The organism is Microlunatus spumicola (genome assembly GCF_039536445.1).
GTDB lineage: Bacteria > Actinomycetota > Actinomycetes > Propionibacteriales > Propionibacteriaceae > Microlunatus > Microlunatus spumicola.
Genome location: NZ_BAAAYR010000002.1, coordinates 676,622 through 697,359, shown reverse-complemented (window position 1 = coordinate 697,359; position 20,738 = coordinate 676,622). Strand labels below are relative to the sequence as shown.

General features: G+C 70.6%; 17 protein-coding genes and 1 tRNA gene. 5 read left to right on the top strand and 13 right to left on the bottom strand.

The features are described from left to right. Positions 1-35: 35 nt before the first annotated feature. Positions 36-383, bottom strand: a complete 348-nt coding sequence (uraH, locus tag ABD665_RS12190) for a hydroxyisourate hydrolase (protein WP_204910420.1) — start codon at positions 381-383, stop codon at positions 36-38. Continuing rightward, complete coding sequence (gene uraD, locus ABD665_RS12185; protein ID WP_204910421.1) at positions 380-931, bottom strand: 2-oxo-4-hydroxy-4-carboxy-5-ureidoimidazoline decarboxylase; 552 nt, start codon at positions 929-931, stop codon at positions 380-382. The genes uraH and uraD overlap by 4 nt, the downstream gene beginning before the upstream one ends. Positions 932-1,055: 124 nt before the next feature. Between uraD and ABD665_RS12180 the strand changes: the two genes are divergently transcribed. From ABD665_RS12180 to ABD665_RS12170, 3 genes are all read left to right on the top strand, one after another. Beyond that, on the top strand, positions 1,056-2,180 hold the full coding sequence (locus ABD665_RS12180) for a peptidoglycan bridge formation glycyltransferase FemA/FemB family protein (RefSeq protein WP_204910422.1): 1,125 nt from the start codon (positions 1,056-1,058) through the stop codon (positions 2,178-2,180). Between the two features lies 1 nt (position 2,181). Next, a complete protein-coding gene (locus ABD665_RS12175; RefSeq protein WP_204910423.1) occupies positions 2,182-3,240 on the top strand; it encodes an alanine racemase in 1,059 nt (352 codons plus the stop codon). A 112-nt stretch (positions 3,241-3,352) separates the two neighbouring features. Continuing rightward, the gene (locus ABD665_RS12170) at positions 3,353-3,589 is read left to right on the top strand and encodes a hypothetical protein (RefSeq protein ID WP_204910424.1); all 237 of its coding nucleotides are present in this window, start codon (positions 3,353-3,355) and stop codon (positions 3,587-3,589) included. A gap of 44 nt (positions 3,590-3,633) precedes the next feature. On the opposite strand, the gene ABD665_RS12165 is transcribed toward ABD665_RS12170, so the two are convergent. The 7 genes from ABD665_RS12165 to ABD665_RS12135 form a co-directional block, all read right to left on the bottom strand. After that, the gene (locus tag ABD665_RS12165) at positions 3,634-5,163 is read right to left on the bottom strand and encodes an FAD-dependent oxidoreductase (RefSeq protein WP_204910425.1); all 1,530 of its coding nucleotides are present in this window, start codon (positions 5,161-5,163) and stop codon (positions 3,634-3,636) included. 5 nt (positions 5,164-5,168) lie between these two features. Beyond that, positions 5,169-5,999 carry a tyrosine-protein phosphatase gene (locus ABD665_RS12160; RefSeq protein WP_204910426.1) on the bottom strand — a complete coding sequence of 277 codons (831 nt, stop codon included), beginning with the start codon at positions 5,997-5,999 and terminating at the stop codon, positions 5,169-5,171. Positions 6,000-6,030: 31 nt separating this feature from the next. Beyond that, positions 6,031-7,221 carry an MFS transporter gene (locus tag ABD665_RS12155; protein ID WP_204910427.1) on the bottom strand — a complete coding sequence of 397 codons (1,191 nt, stop codon included), beginning with the start codon at positions 7,219-7,221 and terminating at the stop codon, positions 6,031-6,033. Between the two features lie 20 nt (positions 7,222-7,241). Then, entirely contained in the window at positions 7,242-8,300 is a 1,059-nt protein-coding gene (locus ABD665_RS12150; protein WP_204910428.1) for an aldo/keto reductase, read from the bottom strand. A gap of 77 nt (positions 8,301-8,377) precedes the next feature. Then, on the bottom strand, positions 8,378-9,847 hold the full coding sequence (locus ABD665_RS12145) for an MGDG synthase family glycosyltransferase (RefSeq protein WP_204910429.1): 1,470 nt from the start codon (positions 9,845-9,847) through the stop codon (positions 8,378-8,380). A 42-nt stretch (positions 9,848-9,889) separates the two neighbouring features. Then, on the bottom strand, positions 9,890-11,056 hold the full coding sequence (locus ABD665_RS12140) for a hypothetical protein (RefSeq protein ID WP_344742404.1): 1,167 nt from the start codon (positions 11,054-11,056) through the stop codon (positions 9,890-9,892). Next, entirely contained in the window at positions 11,053-12,468 is a 1,416-nt protein-coding gene (locus ABD665_RS12135; protein ID WP_344742403.1) for a glycosyltransferase family 87 protein, read from the bottom strand. The genes ABD665_RS12140 and ABD665_RS12135 overlap by 4 nt, the downstream gene beginning before the upstream one ends. Positions 12,469-12,516: 48 nt before the next feature. Here ABD665_RS12135 and ABD665_RS12130 point away from each other — a divergent pair, with 48 nt between their 5' ends. After that, positions 12,517-13,470 carry a Dyp-type peroxidase gene (locus ABD665_RS12130; protein WP_204910430.1) on the top strand — a complete coding sequence of 318 codons (954 nt, stop codon included), beginning with the start codon at positions 12,517-12,519 and terminating at the stop codon, positions 13,468-13,470. Between the two features lie 35 nt (positions 13,471-13,505). Here ABD665_RS12130 and ABD665_RS12125 read toward each other — a convergent pair whose 3' ends face one another. Both ABD665_RS12125 and ABD665_RS12120 read right to left on the bottom strand, forming a co-directional pair. After that, positions 13,506-15,653 (bottom strand): transglycosylase domain-containing protein, encoded by a 2,148-nt coding sequence (locus ABD665_RS12125; RefSeq protein WP_204910431.1) that lies wholly within the window; start codon positions 15,651-15,653, stop codon positions 13,506-13,508. Beyond that, positions 15,646-16,065: a DUF5318 family protein gene (locus ABD665_RS12120; RefSeq protein WP_204910432.1), complete on the bottom strand. Its 420-nt coding sequence runs from the start codon at positions 16,063-16,065 to the stop codon at positions 15,646-15,648. The genes ABD665_RS12125 and ABD665_RS12120 overlap by 8 nt, the downstream gene beginning before the upstream one ends. A gap of 269 nt (positions 16,066-16,334) precedes the next feature. Between ABD665_RS12120 and ABD665_RS12115 the strand changes: the two genes are divergently transcribed. Next, positions 16,335-16,410: transfer RNA gene (locus tag ABD665_RS12115), tRNA-Ala, on the top strand. Positions 16,411-16,516: 106 nt separating this feature from the next. On the opposite strand, the gene ABD665_RS12110 is transcribed toward ABD665_RS12115, so the two are convergent. Beyond that, on the bottom strand, positions 16,517-17,461 hold the full coding sequence (locus ABD665_RS12110) for a restriction endonuclease (protein ID WP_204910433.1): 945 nt from the start codon (positions 17,459-17,461) through the stop codon (positions 16,517-16,519). An 87-nt stretch (positions 17,462-17,548) separates the two neighbouring features. After that, positions 17,549-20,626 (bottom strand): DEAD/DEAH box helicase, encoded by a 3,078-nt coding sequence (locus ABD665_RS12105; RefSeq protein ID WP_425562152.1) that lies wholly within the window; start codon positions 20,624-20,626, stop codon positions 17,549-17,551. Positions 20,627-20,738 lie beyond the last annotated feature (112 nt).

Here is a 20,738-nt window from a genome sequence, read left to right as displayed (position 1 = left end):
TCGGGGGCCCGACGACGAACCGCGAGAGCGGTCCGTCAGCTCCCCCGGTAGGTCGAGTACGCGTAGGGACTCAGCAGCAGCGGCACGTGGTAGTGCGCGGCCGGGTCGTCCAGCGTGAAGCCGATCACCACCTCCGGGTAGAAGGTGTCCTGCCCCTTCGCCGCGAAGTAGTCCCCCACCGCGAACGTCGCCCGGTAGGTCCCCGCCTCGAGGTCGTCCGGGCCGAGCCGCCCGATCCGCCCGTCGCCGTCCGTACGGCCCTCCGCCACCGGGCCCCACCCGTCGGGACCCCGTCGTTCGAGCAGCACCGCCACGTCTGTGGCGGGCCGTCCGCTGACCGCGTCGAGCACGTGCGTCGTGACCCGGCTCCGACCCTCGCTCACCGGGCCGCCTCACCGTCGTCGTAGCCCGCCGACTGGTCGAGCGCGACGGCGTCGACGTGGGCGAAGAGCTGCGGGATCCGCAGCAGCGCGATGTCGCGCAGCTCGGTCCCGACGACCTCCAGCTCGTCCGCCGGCTCCAGACGCAGCCGACGCTCGAGCTCGGCGAGGATCTCGGGCCGGGCCCGACCGGCGGCGCGGATCAGGAACACCCGCCCGAACTTCGCCTCGTACGCCGCGTTCCCGGCCTGGAGCCGCGCGGCCAGGGCCTCGTCCTCCGACTGGCTGGACGCCTGCTCGGCGCGGGAGAAGGACGCCGCGGCCCCCGTGCCCGCCGGGCGCTGCCCGATCCGCGGGTGGTCGGCCATCGCCTCGTCGATCTCGTCGGGGCTCAGCGGCGTCGCCGCCTCGGCGGCCACCGCGAGCAACGCGTCCACCGACGCGAACGGCACGTGCGCCACGACCTCGTCGACCCAGCGCGGCACGTGCAGGCAGGCGGTCAGGCCCTGCCGCAGCTCGGCCTCGTCCACCTGCAACCCGGTGCTGCTCACGAGCGACCTCCCCCTCGACCGTCACGACCACTGGTGCGCCAGATCCTGTCAGCCCCCGCTGACACGGCGTGACGCGGCGCGCACGGTGGCACCCCCGGGCCGGACGAACCACTAACCTCGCAGGGTGGCTCTCGCGGTACGCACCATCACGACTCAGGAGCACCGCCGCTTCGTCGCCGGCCAGCCGTCGGTCTCCTTCCTCCAGACGCCCGCCTGGGGCAAGGTCAAGAGCGAGTGGAAGGCGGAGTCGGTCGGCTGGTTCGAGGAGGGCGACCTGCACGGCGCCCCCGTCGGGGCCGGCCTGGTGCTCTACCGCCAGCTGCCGCGGGTGAAGAAGTACCTGGCCTACCTGCCCGAGGGCCCGGTCATCGACTGGACCGGGGGCGACGTGCAGGCCTGGCTCGTCCCGCTCGCGGAGCACCTGCACAAGGCCGGCGCGTTCGGCGTCCGCATCGGGCCGCCCGTCGTCGCCCGCCGCTGGGGCGCGGACACGGTCAAGCGCGCGATCGCCGACGAGCGCGTCACCCGGCTCAGCGAGGCCGTGCCCGACGAGGTCCAGCACGCGGCCAGCGCCCTGCGCCAGCAGCTGCGCGAGCTCGGCTGGCACCCGCCGTCGGAGGACGAGGGCTTCGCCGCCGGCCAGCCCCGCTTCGTCTTCCAGCTGCCCGTCGAGGGCGAGACGCCCGCCTCGCTGCTCGCCGGTATGAACCAGCTCTGGCGCCGCAACATCAAGAAGGCCGAGAAGCTCGGCGTCACCGTCACCCAGGGCGGCCGCGACGACCTCGCCGCCTTCCACCCGCTCTACGTCGAGACGGCCGAGCGCGACCACTTCACCGCGCGGCCGCTGTCCTACTTCGAGACCATGTGGGACGCGCTGCGGGAGGAGGACCCCGACCGGATCCGGCTCTACCTCGCCCACCACGAGGGCGACCTCGTCGCCGCGACGACCTGGGTCCGGGTCGGCCGGCACGCCTGGTACTCCTACGGCGCCAGCAGCACGGCCAAGCGCGAGGTCCGCGGCAGCAACGCGGTTCAGTGGCGGATGATCTGCGACGCCCTGGAGGCGGGCGCGAGCGTCTACGACCTGCGCGGCATCACCGAGGGCCTCGAGGCCGACGACCCGCACCTGGGCCTGATCCAGTTCAAGGTCGGGACCGGCGGGCAGGCCGTGGAGTACCTCGGCGAGTGGGACCTCCCGCTCAACCCGCTGCTCTACAAGGCCTTCGACGTCTACATGAAGCGCCGCTGACGTGGGCGTCTCCGTCACGCTCGACGAGGGCCGCTGGCAGGCGCACCTCGCGGAGGTCGTCGCCGAGGCCCCGGCGATCGTGCCCGTGGTCAAGGGCCACGGGTACGGCTTCGGGCTCGTCCGGCTCGCGGCCGAGTGCCGCCGGCTCGGCCTCGACACCCTCGCCGTGGGCATGGCCTCCGAGGTCGGCGTCGTCCGGGGCACCTTCGAGGGCGACGTCGTGATCCTGCAGCCGTACGAGCAGGGCGACGGCGGGCTCGCCCACACGTTGCTCGCCGACCCCCGCGTCATCACCACCGTCTCGCGGCTCGACGACCTGCGCGCCGTCGCGGCCGCCGGTGGCCGCCCGCGCGTGGTCGTGGAGGTCCTGACCTCCATGCGCCGCCACGGGCTGTCGGTCGACGACCTCGCGGCCGCGGGCCCGCTGCTGGACCAGGTGACGTTCGAGGGCTGGACCATCCACCTGCCCCTGCGCGAGGAGGACCGCTACGCCGAGGCCGTCCGCCTCGCCCGCGCCGCCCTCGGAACCGCCGCCGGCACGCTCTGGCTCTCGCACCTGCCCGCCCACCAGGTCCGCCGGCTCGCGGCCGAGCTCGGCGGCCCCGAGGGTGCGGTCCCGGTCCGCGCGCGCGTCGGGACCCGGCTGTGGCTGGGGGACGCGGCGGGCCGGAAGGTCACCGCGACCGTCCTCGACGTCCACCCCGTACGCCGGGGCGAGCGGGCGGGCTACCGGGGCCGCGTGGTCCCGGGCGACGGGTGGGTCGTGGTCGTGGCCGGCGGCACGTCGCACGGCGTCGGGCTCGAGGCGCCCACCTCCGCGTCCTCCTGGCGCCAGCGCGCCACGGCGCTCGCCTCCGGGACACTGGAGGCGGCGGGTCGCGCCCTCAGCCCGTTCACGATCGACGGACGCAAGCGGTGGTTCCTGGAACCGCCGCACATGCAGTCGAGCCTCGTCTTCCTGCCGGCGTCAGCGACGCCGCCCGCCGTCGGCGACGAGGTCCCCGTCGAGCTGAGGCTCACGATCGCGACGGTCGACGCCGTCTTCCTGTGCGCAGCGTAAGTATCTGATCACTCCTGCTTGAAGGTGAAACATCTCAGGGCCTACAGCGATGTAGTTCCTCGTGATGAGGTGGTGGAGCGCTCGCCGGTTGCCGCGGGCGATGAGACGGGCGATGCGCGAGCGTCGATCGCTGCAGGACCGGCCCTGGGAGGAGGAGATGCTCCACTGGGCCAAGGACGGCAGCCTGCACGGCACCGTGAGCCCTCCGGCGGACGGCCGCAGGCGCAGCACCACGACCGACGGCTGGTGCCCCGGCTGGGCCCTGGAGCTGCAGCGCAAGTACCTCTCGAACATCCTGGGGCCGCACCACGACGACGACGAGGACGCCGGCCCGCACCGGCACGGCTGAACCGCCGCGCAGCTGAACCGCCGCGCAGCTGAACCGCGTCGGGGTCAGAGCGCCGGCTGGCGCAGCGCCTCGTCCTCGACGACCAGCAGGTCGTGGTCCCGGCCGAGCGCGGCGGCGGCCACGACCCGCCCGTCCTCGCGGAACGTGACCAGGAGCTTCTTGTCCGCCGCGGAACCGTCCGCCTCGCCGTGCTCGAGCGACGTCGCGTGCCCGCTCAGCCGGAAGCTCGTGCCGAACTGCTGCGTCCAGTAGAAAGGCGGTTCGGTGACCGCCTGCTGGCCGCCCAGCAGGTTGATCGCCGCCAGCGCGCCGGACCGTTCGGCCTGGGCCCAGTGCTCGACGCGGACGAGCCGTCCGGTCAGCGGGTCGGGGAAGCGGGCGATGTCACCCACCGCGAACACGCCGCCGACGCTCGTCTCGAAGGTGGCGTCGACGAGCACGCCGTCGTCGACCGTGAGGCCGGCCGCCTCGGCCAGCTCCGTGCGCGGCTCGACCCCGAGCCCGACGACGAGCACGTCGGCGGGCACGCGGCCGCCGTCCTCCAGCTCGAGCTCGCTGCCGTCCCACGCCGCGGCGCGACCCTCGACGAAGCGGGTGCCGTGCTCCTCGTGGAGCGTCCGGAGCACGCCGCCGAGGTCCTCGCCCAGCTGACCGGCCATGGGCACGGACCCCGACATCACCACGGTCACGTCCACCTCGCGCTGGCGCAGCGCGGCGGCGACCTCCAGCCCGATGAACCCGCCGCCGACGACGGCGACCCGCTTGCCCTCGCTCGCGGCGACGATCGCGTCGGCGTCCTCCTGGCTCCGCAGGACGAAGACCTCCGGACGGTCGAAGCCCGGCAGGTCCGGCCGGACCGGCGACGCCCCCGTGGCCAGGACGAGCGCGTCGTACGCCAGCGTCGTCCCGTTCGCCAGGGTCACGGACCGCTCGGCCAGGTCGAGCGCGGTGGCCGTCACGCCGAGGTGGGTCTCCACGTCGTGCTCGGCGTACCAGGTGGCGGGGAGCAGCGGCAGGTCTGCGGGCTGCTTGGCGCCGGAGAGGTAGTTCTTGCTCAGCTCGGGCCGGTCGATCGGCAGCCCGGCCTCGCCCGACACGAGGGCGAGCGCGCCCTCGTAGCCGGCGCGGCGGAGCCGCTCCACCGCCGCGAACCCACCGGCGCCGCCACCGACCACCACCACGCGGGTGACGCCGCGGTCGTTGTCGACGCGCTCGGGCGTGAGCGGGGCGGGCTCGGGAGACGCGGCCACGGTGACGCGGTCACCGTCGACGGTGACGGCCCACGCCTTCAGCGGCGCGATGGCCGGGGCGGCGACGGCCTCGCCGTTGCGCAGGTCGAAGCACGCGTGGTGGAAGGGGCAGACCACCGTGTCGCCGAACCGGAGGCCGTTCGGCAGCTGGGCACCGCGGTGCGTGCAGCCCGCGTCCAGCGCGCTCACCTGCGGGCGGCCGGCGTCGTCGGTCCAGCGCGCGAGCATCACGTCCGCGTCGCCGACCTTGCCGGCGAGGAGCCCGTCGAGGGGGATGTCGGCCAGCTGCACGCCGGTGGTCAGGTCCAGCGTGTCGTCAGCCATGACCGTTACTTCTGCTCCGCGGGGTCGCGCAGTTTCGCCCGGAGCCGGGCGGTGTCGTCGGCCGTCCAGCCGAGCTGCTGCAGCATCGGCTCGACCCCGCCGTACGTGGCGTCGACGTGCTCCAGGAACGCGCGCATCGTCTCGGGCCGGGACAGGTGCGAGGAGAGCGGCCGGCCGCGCAGGTTCTCGGCGTAGGTGTCGGAGGCGAGCAGCCGGTCGAGGATCCGCTGGGCCCGCTCGGAGCTCGCCGCGTAGTCGTCGATGACGGCCTCGCGGTCGGCACCGACCAGCAGGAGCGCGAGGGCCACGAGCGTGCCCGTCCGGTCCTTGCCCGCGGCGCAGTGCACGAGGGTGGCCCCCTCGGCGTCGGCGATCTCGCGCAGGCCGGCCAGCACGGAGTCCGGGCGGTCCACGACGTACGACAGGTAGACCCCGGCGGTCTCGTTCTGCAGGCTCACCGAGGGCTCGAGGTCCACCCAGGGCAGCGCCTCGTCGGGCACGGCCTCTGGACGCTCCTCCACGGCCTCGGCGGCGTCGCCGTCCTTGTCCTCGCCCACGCCCTCGCGCCACTCCCGGAAGAAGGAGTGCGGGTGGTGGACCACCTCGGTCTTCGTGAGCGGGCCGGGCCCCTCGGCCTCGCGCTCGTAGTCGCTGCGCAGGTCGACGACGTCGGTCACGCCGAGCGCGAGCAGCGCGTCGACGTCCGCGTCGGTCAGGGTCTGGAGGTTGTCCGACCGCAGCAGCCGTCCGGGCGCGATCTCGCCGCCGTCGAGGGTGGGCACACCCCCCACGTCGCGGAGGTTGGCCAACTCGTCGAGCTCGATCCACCGGGGCACCGCGCCATCGTAGGTGGGGGCCCGGACACGTTCATGACCTCGGGACGACCAGCGGGCCACGGCGGCCCAACGCCCAGACGACGAGGGCCACGAGCGCGAGGCCGGCGCCGGTCAGGGTGACGGCGGTCCACCCGCCGGCGTGCCACAGGACCGTGGCCAGCACCGAGCCGCCCGCTCCCCAGAGGAAGTTGTTGGTGACGAAGGCGGTGTTCAGCCGGCTGCGGGCCTCGCCCGACACGGCGAACATCCGCGTCTGGTTGAGGATGCCGATCCCCTGGATCGCCACGTCGAGCAGCAGGATCGCCACCACGACCAGCACGACCGAGCGCCCGCCGAGCGCCGCGACGCCGAAGGACAGGACGACCACCGCCCAGCCGATGCCGGAGGCGCGGACGGACCAGCCCGCGTCGTGCAGCCGGCCGGCCCGCTGCGCGGCGATCGCCCCCACCAGCCCGACGAGGCCGAAGAGGCCGATCACCGACACGGGATAGCTGAACGGCGGTCCGCTGAGCAGGAAGGTGAGCGACGTCCAGAACATGGTGAACAGCGCGAAGGCGATCCCGGCGAGCAGCAGCGTCCAGCGCACGACGCGCTCGCGCCGGACCACCACGAAGACCGACGCGATGAGCGCCGGGTAGCGCACCCTGGCCTTGGGCTCGAGGTCCGGGATGGCCCGCCACAGCAGCACGGCGAGCAGGACGTCGAGCACGGCCGCACCGACGTAGATGGAGCGCCACCCGAACGCGTCGGCGACGAAGCCGCTGACCGTGCGGGAGAGCAGGATGCCGGTGAGGATCCCGGACACGACCGTCCCGACGACGGCGCCCCGGTCGGCGTCGGTCGCGAGGTCGCCGGCCAGCGGCGTCAGCAGCTGCCCGCCGACCGTCAGCAGGCCGACCAGCCCGAGCGCGGCGACGAGGAAGCCGAACGAGGGCGCCAGTGCGCACAGCCCGAGCGCCACGGCTGCCGCCAGCATCGACAGCGGGACGAGCCTCCGCCGGTTGGTCACGTCGCCGAGCGGGACGACCAGCAGGATGCCGACCGCGTACCCGAGCTGGGTGGTGGTCACCAGCCAGCCCGCGTCCGCGGTCGGCGCCCCGAGGTCGTCGGCGATCAGGTCGAGCAGGGGTTGCGCCCAGTAGAGGTTGCCGACCGCCGCCCCGGCCGCGACCGCGAAGAGGAAGGTCAGGCCACGCCCGATGGTCGGTCGGCTGGGGTCCACGGGCGCGACCCTAGCGGGACCTACCCGATGTGCGGACGCAGCAGCGACTCGGTGGTCGCGCCGAGCCGGTCGGAGGCGGCGTTCGCCTGGTGCCAGTGCGGGTAGGTCAGCGGCTGCAGGCTCACCGCGTCGAGCCGGGCGACCTCGTCGCTGCTCAGCACCAGCGTCGCGGCGGCGAGGTTGTCGGCCAGCTGCTCCTCCGTACGCGCGCCGATCACCAGCGAGGTGACGGCCGGCTTAGTGAGCGTCCAGGCCAGCGCGACCTGGGCCGCCGAGACGCCGTGGCCCTCGCCGATCTCGACCAGCAGGTCGATCGTGTCGTAGAGCTGGTCCTCGTTCTCCACGGGCGGCTCGCTCCAGCCCTGGAAGCGGCGCGTGCCCTCGGGGTCGTCCTGGCCGCGGCGGTACTTGCCGGACAGCAGGCCGCCGGCGAGCGGGCTCCACACGAGGATGCCGAGGCCCTGGTCGATGGAGACGGGGACGAGCTCCTTCTCGGCGTCGCGCGCCTGGAGGGAGTAGTAGATCTGCTGGCTGACGAAGCGCTCGGTGGCGCCCTTGTCGGCGACCCACATCGCCTTCATCAGCTGCCAGCCGGTGTAGTTCGAGGCGCCGATGTAACGGACCTTGCCGGACCTCACGAGCGTGTCGAGCGCCGACATGGTCTCCTCGAGCGGGGTCTGGCCGTCCCACTCGTGGATCTGGTAGAGGTCGATGTGGTCGGTGCCGAGGCGGCGCAGGCTGCCCTCGACCCCGCGGATGATGTGGTGGCGGGAGAGGCCGAGGTCGTTGGGCCCGTCGGCGTCACCGATCTGCATGCGGACCTTGGTGGCGATGAGCACGTCGTCGCGGTCCGAGCCGAGCGCGGCGCCGAGGATCTCCTCGGACTGCCCGGCGGAGTAGACGTCGGCGGTGTCGAACAGGTTGACCCCGGCGTCCCGGGCCAGCGAGATCTGGCGGCGGGCACCGTCCACGTCGAGGTTGCCGACGGGCTGGGCCCAGCCGGTGCCGGCGAAGCCCATGGTGCCGAGGGTGATGGTCGAGACGCGGAGCCCGGAGGCTCCCAGCTGGCGGTAGTCCATCCGCTCAAACTAGTGGGCGGGGGCGGTGGGCGTACGGGCGCCCGACCCGGGGTGACGGGGTGCCGGGCAGCGGTGGTTCAGACGCCGGCGGTCCGCTCGATCCGGAGGGCGACGCTCGGACGGTCCCCGACCAGGCGCCGGAGCACCAGGAGCAGGTGCGGGTCGGTCTTGGGCCGGACGCGGAGCGCGAGCCGGTCGGGCCGGGAGAGCTGGTCGAGCGACACCGTCACCTCCTCGCCGTGCCGCAGCCCGCCGCCGAAGTAGTCGTCGACGCGGCTCACCTCGTCGTCGGTGACGACGGCCACCGGCATGCCGCTGCGCGCCTCGGCCAGGATCGCGAGGGTGCGCGCGGGCCGGGGGTTCTCCAGCGGCTGGCCGGCTTCCGCCACCCGGAGCATCGCCTTCTGCGCCGACCGGGTCATCCACAGCAGCTGGTCGACGTCGCCGAGCACGTCGTGGGCGATCGTCTCCGCGGCCCGCGGGTAGCCGATCCGGCGGGCGGCGGCGGACATCGCGGGCAGCCGGGCCCGGTCCTTCAGCAGCCCCTCGATCTTGGTGCCGACCGTCGTCTCGTAGTTGCACCGGACCGCGGCGCCCTCCTCGAGCAGGTAGTCGCTGTTGCGCGTCTCCTGGCCGGGGATCGGGTTCACCAGGGCCATCGGCAGCCCGACGGCCATGCACTCCGACGACGACAGCCCGCCCGGCTTGCCGACGAAGAGATCGGCCACGTCGAGCAGCTCGGGCATGTCGTCGGTGTAGCCGAGGACGCGCACGGCGTCGTCGTCGAAGGTCTGGGCGTCGATCGCCGCCTTGAGCGTCGCGTTGCGCCCGCACACCACGACCGTCTGGTGCGGCGTGGGGATCCGCTGCACCTGCCCGACGATCGCGCGGACGTAGTCCCCGCCCGCCGCGCCCGCCGAGATCAGGACCGTCGGCAGGTCGCCCCGGAGGCGGTGCTTGCGCAGGACGGCCGCCCGGTCGACGGGTTGCCCGAGCCCGGCGCGGACGGGGATGCCGGAGACGGTCACGCGCCGCTCGGGGACGCCGATGGCCACGAGGTGGTCGCGCGTCTCGGGCCGCGCCACGAACATCCGCGTGAACGCCCCGCTCAGCCAGAGCCCCTGGAAGTCGTAGTCGGTCGTGACCGCGCTGACCGAGCAGCGCAGCGTGCCCTGGGACACGAGCAGCGACACGATCCGCAGCGGCAAGAAGTGGGTGCAGACGACCGTGGTCGGCCGGAACTCCTTGATCACCCGCACGGTGTCGAGGTTGTTGACGCGGTCCCAGGCCTTGAGGGCGCGGGCCATGTTGAACGGCTGGTCGCTCTTGTCGTAGCCCCAGCCCACCAGCCAGGGCACGCTCTTCACCAGTGCGAAGTAGCCGTCGTCGTAGAGCAGCCGGTAGACCTCGTTGGTGGTGCGCAGGACGTCGAGCTGCATGACCTCCTCGACGTCGGGCCGTCCGCGGAACGCCGCGGCCACCGCGTCGGCGGCCATGGTGTGGCCCGCGCCGACGCTCGCGCTGAGGACCAGGACGCGCGAGGGCACGTCTCGGATCGTACGGGTTGCCCCACCCCCAGGGGTGAAGGCTCAGCTGGCCCAGTGGCCGGTGAAGAAGAGCCAGCACCACCACAGCATCAGCACGACCTCGAGCGCGAGGGCGGCGCCGACGAGGGTCCGGTGCGTCGCCCGGCCGGCCGGCGTCGGCCGCCGGCGCCGGGCCCACTCGGCGAGCATGATCCACAGCGGGAACCAGAGCAGCGTGGCGCGGTTCACCGAGAAGAACCAGTAGGACAGGGAGAACGCCAGCACCTGCACGCCGACCCACGCGGCCTCGCCCCACAGCGGCCGCTCCCCCGCCCGCAGCAGCCGGACGCTGCGGACCACCGCCCAGACGACGACCAGCAGGCCGACGGCCATCGAGACCATCTCTCCGCGGAACACGGCCGCCCACCAGGGGTGGTCGGCGTACGCGCCGGGCACGACCGCGGGGATGGTGTTGAGGAAGGACTGCCACGGCCAGGTCAGCTCACGGACCCAGCCGGTGGACTGCGCGTGGTACCAGGCGGTCCAGCTGCCGCTGATCGCGTGCAGGTAGGTGGCGAACACCCCGATGACCGCGGCGGGCACGAGCAGCAGCGCGAGGCGACGCGCACGGTCTCCCACCGCGACCCTGGGGCTGGTCAGGATCATCACGGCCAGCGCGCCGATGAGGAACAGCCCGGACACCCGGACCGAGCAGGCGACCGCCGCGAGCAGGACCGCCGCGACCCAGCGGTCGGCGCGGGCCCGTTCCCAGGCCCAGAACGCCGCGGCGCAGAACATCGACTCCGTGTACGGCACCACCGTGAACACGGCGGTCGGCGCAAAGAGCCAGGCCACCGCGGCCGCGGGTCCGCCGAGGCGGTGCAGCGCGCCGGCGGCGACCGCGGAGCAGGCGAGCGACACGACCACGCCGGTCACGGCGACGGGCAGACCGACGGCCAACCCCAGCGCCAGCAGCCCGGGGAAGCCCGGGAAGAACGCCATCAGCGTCCCGTCCGCGTCCGCCCAGTAGCCGCCCTCCGCCAGGCGGCTGAAGTGCTGCACGTCCCAGTTGCTCACCATGTCGGTGACGCTGCGCCCCGTGGTCAGCGCGAGCACCAGCGCGACCAGGGCGATCAGCCCGCGGCTCGCCAGCCAGGCCTGCACGACCAGCCGCCCGCCGCCGTCCGTCCGCCCCTCCGTGCGCGGGGTCTTCGCCACCGTCGCCGTCACGCGGGCACCTTCAGCCGGGCGCGCCACGACGCGTCCGGCGCCCCGTCGAGGACACCGCCGGTCGGGTCGTCGGCCGATGGTCCCTGAGCCAGCCGAAGGGCGCGTACGGGGTCGCGGTCCGGCCGCAGCGCGTCACGGACGACGAGGGCGACGATCCAGCCCTCCGTCGCGAGGCGCAGCACCACGGCGCACCAGTAGACCCGGTCGTCGCCGCCGTCGCCCGGGCTCAGCTCGCCGCCGAGGTGCCACCAGATCGCCACGAAGTACACGATCTCGCCGAAGGTGAAGACCCACCAGTCGCGCCAGCGGGGCCGGGCCAGCACGACGAACGGCAGCAGCCAGAGCACGTACTGCGGCGAGTAGACCTTGTTGGTCATCAGGAACGCCGCGACGACGAGGAAGGCGACCGCGCCGAGGCGGGGCCGGCGCGGGGCGAGCAGGACGAGCAGGCCGATCAGCACGCAGGCCAGGGCGAACAGGCCGCCGCTCACCAGGTTCAGCTGCGGGACCGGGTGCCCGGCGAGCGAGAAGACGTACCAGATCGACCCGAAGTCGCCGGCCCGGTCGGCGTTGAACGTCCAGAAGCTCAGCCACGCGTCCGGCGCGAGGACGAGCACCGGCAAATTCACCACGAGCCAGCTGACCACGAACCCGACCAGCAGCACCCCGTACGCGCGCATCCGCCCGGAGCGCAGGCACAGCAGGAGCAGCGGGCCGAGCAGGAAGACCGGGTAGAGCTTGGCCGCCATTCCGAGCCCGAGGAGCACCCCCGCCAGACCGGGTCGCCGCCGGCTCCAGGCGAGCATCCCGGTGGCGGTGAGGGCGACCGCGAGGAGGTCCCAGTTGACCAGCGACGCCGCGGCGACCATCGGGGAGGCGGCGACCATCATCGCGTCCCACGGGCGGCCGACCGACGTGTGCACCTGGGCCCACACGGCGACGAGGAGCAGCGCCCCGAGCAGCACCTGGTTGACGTCGACGAACCTCAGCGTCGCGTCCACCGCCTGCTGCGCGCTCAGGCCGGCGCCGGACGGGGCTCCGAGCCCGACGGTGATGCGCCGTTCCAGCTCGAGGAACCAGCCGGTCAGCACCGGGTACTCGAGCACCTGGTAGCCGCCCGAGTCGAGGTAGGGGGTGTTGCCCTGCAGCAGGCCGCGGTCGCCGTAGAGCAGGCCGATGTCGGAGTAGCAGAGCATCCGGAACGCGTCGGGTGACTGCCCCGCGACGGTCACCCGGCACGGCAGGCGGAAGACCATCCCCACGAGGTAGGTCAGCGTCGTCACGGCCAGGATCACCCGGGCCGGGCTCCAGAAGTCCCGGACGACGTCGGCGTAGCGACCGAGCGGCCCGCCGAGGCGCTCGCTCATCACCGCGGCGAAGCCGTCGGTCCGCGCAGGCTGGACCTCGGGCACCGCGAGAACCTACCAGCGGAGCCTGTCCCCGGTGGTTGACTTCGGCCCATGAGCTCAGGGGCCTGGGACCGGGTGCCGATCGCGGCGCAGACCATCGAGGCGACGCTGAGCCAGTTCGCGACGTTCCTCGTGCTCGACATCGGGCCGGGCGACGACGACCTCGCGACCGTCCGCGACACGATCTCGGGCATCGACGACCTGCTCAAGACGGTCGGGTTCCGGGACCTGTCGGCCCGTCTGTCCTGCGTGGTCGGCGTCGGCAGCGCCGCCTGGGACCGGCTCTCCCCCGGCCACCGTCCCCGTCAGCTACGGACGTTCCCGGCCATCGACGGCGGCAAGAACGTCGCCCCGTCCACGCCCGGCGACCTGCTGCTGCACGTCCGCGCCGAGCGCAGCGACCTCTGCTTCGAGTTCGTCCGCGTGGTCATGAACGCCCTCGGCGGCAGCGTCACCGTCGTCGACGAGACCACCGCGTTCCGCTACTTCGACGCCCGCGACCTCCTCGGGTTCGTGGACGGGACGGCCAACCCGGTCGGCCCCGAGCTGACCGAGGCCGCCCTCGTCGGCGACGAGGACCCCGACTTCGCCGGCGGCAGCTACGTCGTCGTGCAGAAGTACCTGCACGACCTGAGCACCTGGGCCTCGTACGGCGCCGACAAGCAGTCGGAGATCGTCGGCCGGGACAAGGCCGACAACACCGAGCACCCCGACGCCGAGACGGGCCAGAAGGCCCACAAGACGCTCGCGACCCTCGAGGTCGGCGGCGTCGAGCGCGCGATCCTGCGCGACAACATGCCCTTCGGCCGCGCCGGGAGCGGCGAGTTCGGCACCTACTTCATCGGCTACGCCGGCAACGTGACCGTCACCCTGACGATGCTGCGGCGGATGTTCCTGGGCGACCCGCTCGGGATGTACGACCGCATCCTCGACGTGTCGACCGCGACCACGGGCACGATCTTCTTCGCCCCGTCCGCCGACCAGCTGGCGAGCCTCGGCGGCTGACCCGCTGCTGGGACGGGAAGGTTCGCGGCGCCTGCTCAGCGACGGGGCGTGACGGTCCCGCCCGGGGTCGGCCGGTTCGACGGCGTGGTGCTCGGCTGCGCGGTCGCGCTCGGGGGTCCGGGGGGACCCGGCGGCGAGGGCGGCTGGACCGGGGTCGGCGGCTGGTCCGGCTGCGGCGGCGCGGGCGGCGTGTAGGTCGGCTGGGCGTAGGAGTTCACGTACGCCGGCGGGTCGAACTTCTCGACGTCCTGGCCGTCGGTCGCCGACTTCATGTAGCCCACCCACGTCTGCAGCGGGTAGGTCGCGCCGAAGAACGTGCTGTCCCCGGGGCGCCGGTAGGGGTCGAGGCTCGCGCTCCCGCTCTTGCCCGCGACGTACATGACGGCCGTCGAGATCTGGTGCGTGTAGCCGACGAACCAGGACGAGTTCACGATGTTGTCGCCGTTGCCGTCCTCGACGCCGTTGGTCCCGGTCTTGCCGGCGACCGGGCGGCCGAGGCTCGACGCGGCCCGGCCGGTGCCCGTCTCGACCACGTTGGAGAGCGCGAACGTGACGTCGTCGGCCACGTCGCTGCTGACCGCGCGGTCGGTCTTCGGGTCGGCCTTGTAGAGCACGTTCCCTTCGGCGTCCTTGACCTCCTTGACCACGTGCGGCGCCACGTGGACGCCCCCGTTGGCGAAGGTCGCGTACGCGCTGGCCTGGTTGAGCGGGCTGACCTCGGGCGTGCCGATCGGGATGTTCCGCTCGGCGGCGTCCCAGCCGCGGCTCTTCGGCGCGCCCGCCTTCTCCGCGATCGCCAGCGTCTTGTCCTTGCCGTCCGGCAGCTGCCGGATGAGGTCGACGAAGGCGGTGTTGATGGACTTGGCGGTCGCCTCGACCAGGTTCACCCGGTAGCCGTAGTTCTGGCTGTACTCGTTGCGCACCGGGGTCGGGTCGCCCGGGATGCGCCAGGTGTTGCCCTCGAAGTCGGAGCGCAGGCTGAAGCCGTTCTCCAGGCCGGCCGCGAGGGTGAAGGCCTTGAAGGTCGACGCGGTCGGGCGGGCCGTGGTCGCCCAGTTCCGGGAGTTCTCGACGTAGTCGGGGCCGCCGTAGAGCGCGAGCACCTCGCCCGAGCTGACGTCGACCGAGGCCACGGCGGCGTGCAGGCCGGACTCCTTCTCGCCGGACGCCTTCGCGGCCTGCTCGGACGTGTCCTCGGCCGCCTTGATCGCGGCCTCCTGGTCGTCCTCGTGGAAAGTCGTCGTGACGCGCAGCCCGCCGCCCTGGATGTCGGAGGAGGAGAAGCCGGCGGTCGTGAGCTCCTGCTCGACCATCTTGAGCAGGAAGCCGTTGGGTCCGCCGTAGCGCTCGTTGACCGACACCTTGGGGAACTTGGGCAGGCCCTTGCTGTACTTCGCCGCCTGGCTCGGCGTGATGTCGCCGGTCTCCGCCATCGAGCCGATGACGTAGCGGTAGCGGTCCAGCAGCCGCGGGCGGTTGTCCTTCTCGTCCGGGTCGAACGCCGTGGGGTTGTTGATGACGCTCGCCAGCACGGCCGCCTGCGGCACCGTCAGCTTCTTGGCGTCGACCTTGAAGTACGCCTGGCTCGCGGCTTGGATCCCGTACGCGCCGTGCCCGAAGTAGATCGTGTTCAGGTAGCCCTGGAGGATCTCCTCCTTGCTCTTCTGCTGGCTCAGCTTGTAGGCGAGGAACAGCTCGCGGTACTTGCGGCTGACCGTCTGCTCGCTGTTGAGGTAGAGGATCTTGATGTACTGCTGGGTGATCGTCGAGCCGCCCTGCAGGCTCCCGCCGCGGGCGATCACGTACGCCGACCGCGCCATGCCGCGCAGCGAGACGCCGCGGTCGGTCCAGAAGGTGCGGTTCTCCGCCGCGACGACCGCCTGCTTGATCGTGTCGGGCATCTCGTCGAAGTCGAGCGGCTGCCGGTTCTGGATGGCGAAGTCGCCCAACTCGCTCTTGCCGTCGCCCCAGTAGACGAACGTCGTCGCCGTCTCGAAGTCCTTGTTGGGGTTCGGCAGCTTGGTGGTCGAGTACCCGTACCCGACGGCACCCGCACCGACCACGACGCAGAGCGCGACCAGGATCGCGAAGGCGCCGACGACACGGCGGAACCATCGGACGCTGCCACGCTTCGGCGCACCGGCCGGGCGCTGCGCGACCGGGCCCCAGGAGGGGTCAGCCATAGATGTCCTCGACGGTCTGCTGCCGGCGAGGAGGCTTGCGCTTCACCCCGTCGCCGAGCAGGTAGGAGACGATCATGTGGTTCCAGCTGCAGCGCAGGCACACCTCCACCACGACGACCTTGAACTCGCCGTAGGAGTGCGCCATCTCCTCGAGCTCCGCCGGCGGCTTGATCCGCCCCGAGAACTGCCCGAGCTGCTCACCGAACGTGTAGCTGAGGTTGTACATCTCCGTCGACTCGCACACCGGGCACGGCACCTTGGCCTGCTCCCCGTGGTACTTCGCCGCGCGCAGCAGCATCGGGTCCGCGTCGCACGCGTCGAGCTTCGCCAGCCGCTTGCCGGGACGCTTCAGCCCCTCCAGCGTCCGACGCCGCTGCAAGGCGTAATCGATCACCTCGCGCTGCGACCACATGGGTTCCAGCGTAGGTCGTGGTGGTGACGGTTTCGAGCTGCTGCGGGCCCGGCTCGGCGTCCTTGTTCCAACCTTCAGGTCGATGCTCGGCAAGCTCCCCAACGGGTACGCGTCGCCCTCAGCCGCCGCTCGGCGCAGGAACCGCTGAGCTCGTACGCGGGTCTTGCCCTCCGGGTGGCGGCGGTCAGCAGTTCCTTTGCGGGTCCGCTGGCTCGCTGACGAGGCCCTCCGCGTCGTACGATCGATCGATCGTCCGGCCCAGCCGGCACGGGGCCATGGCGCAATTGGTAGCGCACCTGCTTTGCAAGCAGGGGGTTAGGGGTTCGAGTCCCCTTGGCTCCACCACTTAGACGGGCGCGACCCACCTCGCGAGGGCGACCTAGCTTCTAACCTCGCCGTCGTTCATGAGCGCAAGGACGAATTGATCTTCGCGCCAGCTAGTGGCCCTTATTTACGAGAAGAAGTCTTCATCCAACTCTACAATAGTGTAGGTTTCGCTGACTTGAATACCGACGTTGAACTTAATCATCAGCTCGGCTAGTCGCTTACCGTCAATTAAGACGATCCTCGTCGGGGAAGAGGCGACATAATCGCGAGCACCTTGGGAGAAGTGGCTCGTCGTAATGAAGACACCGCTATCCGCTCGCCCGTGTAGTGCACCAACGAACCCTTGGACATCAGGTCGGCCAACAGAATTACCGTTAGCATAGCGCTTGGCCTGGATGTACACGCGACTCAGCCCAAGGATATCCTGATCGATAACTCCGTCAATTCCACCGTCATTGCTTAACTGGGTCGCAGATCCGCTCCCGTTCGCTCCTCCGTACCCCATCGCCAACAGGAGTTTTACAACAGCCTGCTCGAAGAAGCCGGGGTCCTTCTCCTGTAGCCGTTGCAGCAGCTCGTTTGCAACCTTCTCGTGAATTCGCGTGACCCCACTCTGCACCTGCTCAATCGGAGTAAGAACTTCGTCATCCACAGCCGGGTCACCAACAGTCGCCTTCGTGGTCACAGTTGATATGTACGGGCGGATCGGAGAACTGGGATCCTTGCCAAGTAGGTTTACGTCGCGCTCGACGAACCCCTTGGGAAAACGCTGAAGAAGATACCTGCCAGCGTCCGTGATGACGTAGTTGCCCCGGCTTGGTCGTTCGAGCGCGCCGACGTTTGTGAGGAACGACAATCCCCAGCCAATGCGATTCTCGAAGGTTGGTTGCCCGGACGACAGGGTTACCGCCTTCTGCGCTTCCGAAAGACCACTCTCGCTGGCAACTAACGGTCGAATCTCTCGGCGCGTTCGAACGATACCGTCATGTAGCACTCGGAGCGTGGGAGCCATGAAGGCTTCCCAAGTAGGCATGTTGCTGGATGGCTCAACAAGCTCCGGTTTGACCATAATGATCTGCAGTGTAGACCAGACCCGTCTCGGCACTTGGGTCCGCTAGCGCTCCGTGGCAGCGCGTGCTGGCAGGCGAACAGACGACTAACCTGCGGCTACCGACGCCTCAATAAAGAAATCGTTCGGCAGTGGGTGCTCGAGCTGCCAGGTGATGGCGACTGGCCGCTCGCCGCGGTGCTGCACGTACCGAACGGGACCGGCGAACAGGTAGGGACTCGTCCCGAACTCGTCCGACTTGTGCTGCCGGACGAAGAGGAGCTTGGTGCTGGAACCGGAGAGGTAACGCTGCCCCGTCCTGGATGCGACCGACGTGGTCGATTGGCTCTCCCAGTGAAAGAGCGTGGGACTTATCGGGTAGTCCTGGTACAGGGTCGTCGGAGAGTAATCAGCCTCAGACTTCTGCAGCGTGACGAAGAAGGCGTCGACGTCACGCTCGGGGACGTAGAGGACCCCCTCGCGGAAGGAGTTTGGCTTGCGCTGGAAGCTGGCGTAACCCAGGGCTGCAAGCACCTCCTCGCGCTGATACCTGGCGTGCACTCGGAGCGGCACATCGCGGAGCTGACCCTCCAGGCCAAAAGTCACGTGCGGCGCGGAATCAAAGGCAAGGTCGACGACCGCCTGCAGCTCGTCCCGGACTGCCGCCTCCGTACGAAGTTGCTCGAGCCCCACCTCTATGGACCGGTGGTCTCCGCCTCCGGGCCACAGGGAGAAGAAGAGCATGTCGGCCAGACGACGTTCCGCGAGGCTCAGGTCGCGGTAGCCGGGAGCGTCATCGTGAAGGAGCCGCCGGTACGCCTCAACGCGGGATGGGTCGTCGACATGGGCCAGTGCTCGACCACGCTTCAACAGCGCGGCTTCCCGGTCAGCTCCGGCGCGAGTTGGTAGGCCGGCAGCCTGACGGAGTTCGGTCCAGGAGTGGTTGTTCCTCAGCACGTCCGACAGCTCGAGACCTGACTCCTGCAAGAACGTGGGCAGGTCCTGATCTCCATACGCCCGGAGCTCCGCCACCATCTGCGGCCACCGATTCCCCACCTGGCTGCGGATGTTCTCCAGCACGAGCTGCTGGGACTGGCGATCCATGACGATCTGGCATCCGGAAGGCAAGAAGGGGAAACCACGCTCGACGGCACGCACCAGCCCCCGCCGCGTCTCGCCCGTCAGCGCACGAAGTCGATGATCGAAGCGGAACTCCTTCCGGTGGTGACCAACGAAGTCGAGAACCGTCAAAACGGCCTTGTCCCGCGTCCGTCGAAGACCACGCCCAAGTTGCTGCAGGAAGAGCGTGGCGCTCTCAGTGGGCCGAAGGAAGAGCACGGTGTCGACGTCAGGAAGGTCAACGCCCTCGTTGAACAGGTCGGCGACGAAGATCGCGTTGACCCGACGATCTCGAAGGTCGGCCAGCGCTTGAGCACGCTCGGCAGGTGGCGTGGTGCCACTGACCGCGACCGCAGCGACGCCAGCCGCCCGGAAGACCTCGGCCATGAACTGCGCGTGCGCGACGCTGACGCAGAAACCAAGGGCCCGTATGCCGGCAAGGTTGAGAACCTTGTCCTGTAGCTGCTGCAACACGAGCGCAGCGCGTGCTCGGTTCCCGGTGTAGAGACCGGTGAGCTCCGCCTCGTCGTATCGCCCTCGCGACCAGGCCACACGGCGCAGATCGGTGCCATCCGAGATGGCGAAGTAGTGGAACGGACACAGCAGATCGGCCCCAAGGGCGTCCCAGAGACGGAGCTCAGCCGCCGTCCGTCCGCCGAAGAAGGACCGCACGTCGAGCCCATCCGTGCGCTCGGGCGTCGCCGTCAAACCGAGCAACTCCTGCGGCTGCAGGCGGTCGAGGAGACGTCGATAGGTGCTTGCTTCTGCGTGGTGGAACTCATCGATGACGACGACGTCGTAAGCGTCCGGGGCAAAGTTGGCTACGCCGTAGGCCGTCAAAGATTGAACGCTCGCAAACACGTGGCGCCACCGCTCGGGTCGTGCGCCACCGACGTACAGCTCGCCGAAGTCGGGGTCATTCAAGACCTCGCGGTACGTCCGCAACGACTGCTCAAGAATCTCGCGCCGGTGAGCGACAAACAGGAGCGACGGCCGCTCAGAGGCAGCTGCCGTCAATGCCCGGTAGTCAAGGGCAGCGATCACCGTCTTGCCGGTTCCGGTCGCAGCCACCAGCAGATTGCGGTGTCGATCGTGGACGTGGCGTTCGACGTCGAGGGCGTCAAGCATCGCCTGCTGATGGGGATAGGGCCTTACTTCCAGTCCGGACAGCGAGAGCGTGACCCGCCCACTGGTCGTTCGTCCGCTCGCTTCGGCTAGGGCGTCGTCGAGTCGATCCCGATCCTCGTCGGGGTTGTACCGCTCAAAGCTCGGGTCGTTCCAGTAGGTATCAAAGGTGGCCCGAAACTTCTCCAGCAGAGCTGGCGTACCCACCCGCGACAGCCGGACGTTCCACTCCACGCCCTCGAGCAGAGCCGCCCGCGACAGGTTCGACGACCCGACGTACGCGGTGTCAAAGAGGGTTCGACGGCGGAACATCCACGCTTTGGCGTGCAGCCGTGTTCGTTGAGCGTCGTACTGGATCTTCACGTCCGCACCGAACTCACGAACCAAACGGTCAAGAGCATCCGGATCCGTCGCACCCATGTAGGTCGTGGTGATGACACGAAAAGGCGCTCCTCGGTCTCGGCGCCGCGCAAGCTCTGGCTCCAGGAGGCGCAAGCCATACCACTTGACGAAGGCGCACAGAAGGTCGACTTCGTCGGCGGTGTCGAGCTCAGCCTTCAGCTCCGAACCAAGATTCGGTTCTCCCCGGGTGTTGGTGAGGAGGGCCGCCTCGGCCAGAGGGGTGGAGGGACGAACGCTCTCGTAGGTGAGCACACCAGGACCAGGTGGCGTGCGCATGGAGAGGAGCTGTTGCGGTGGGTGGACCACCGTGTCAGTCGTTGCGGACAGGACGGCGAGCACGTCGTTCACGAGGGTGAGCCGACGCTCCGGATCTGCCGTGGCCGCGAGAGCCCGCTGGAGCACGCTCTCGACGTGTCGAGCGAGGACGTGCGGTTGGTCGCCTTCGTCGACGCCGCTCACTAACTGCTCAAGCCCGACCTCCTGAGCAAGTTGCGACCGGAAACCCTGCGTCAGCAACTGCTCGTACAGACCTTGTTCCACGTGCACCTTCCCGACAGCGGAAGTGCAGCTTGTCACGACCCTCGCTCGGCGGCGGGCCAACCACGTGATCGCGCTACAGCAGCATCAGAGCGCCCTTCATCCCAGGTTCCCA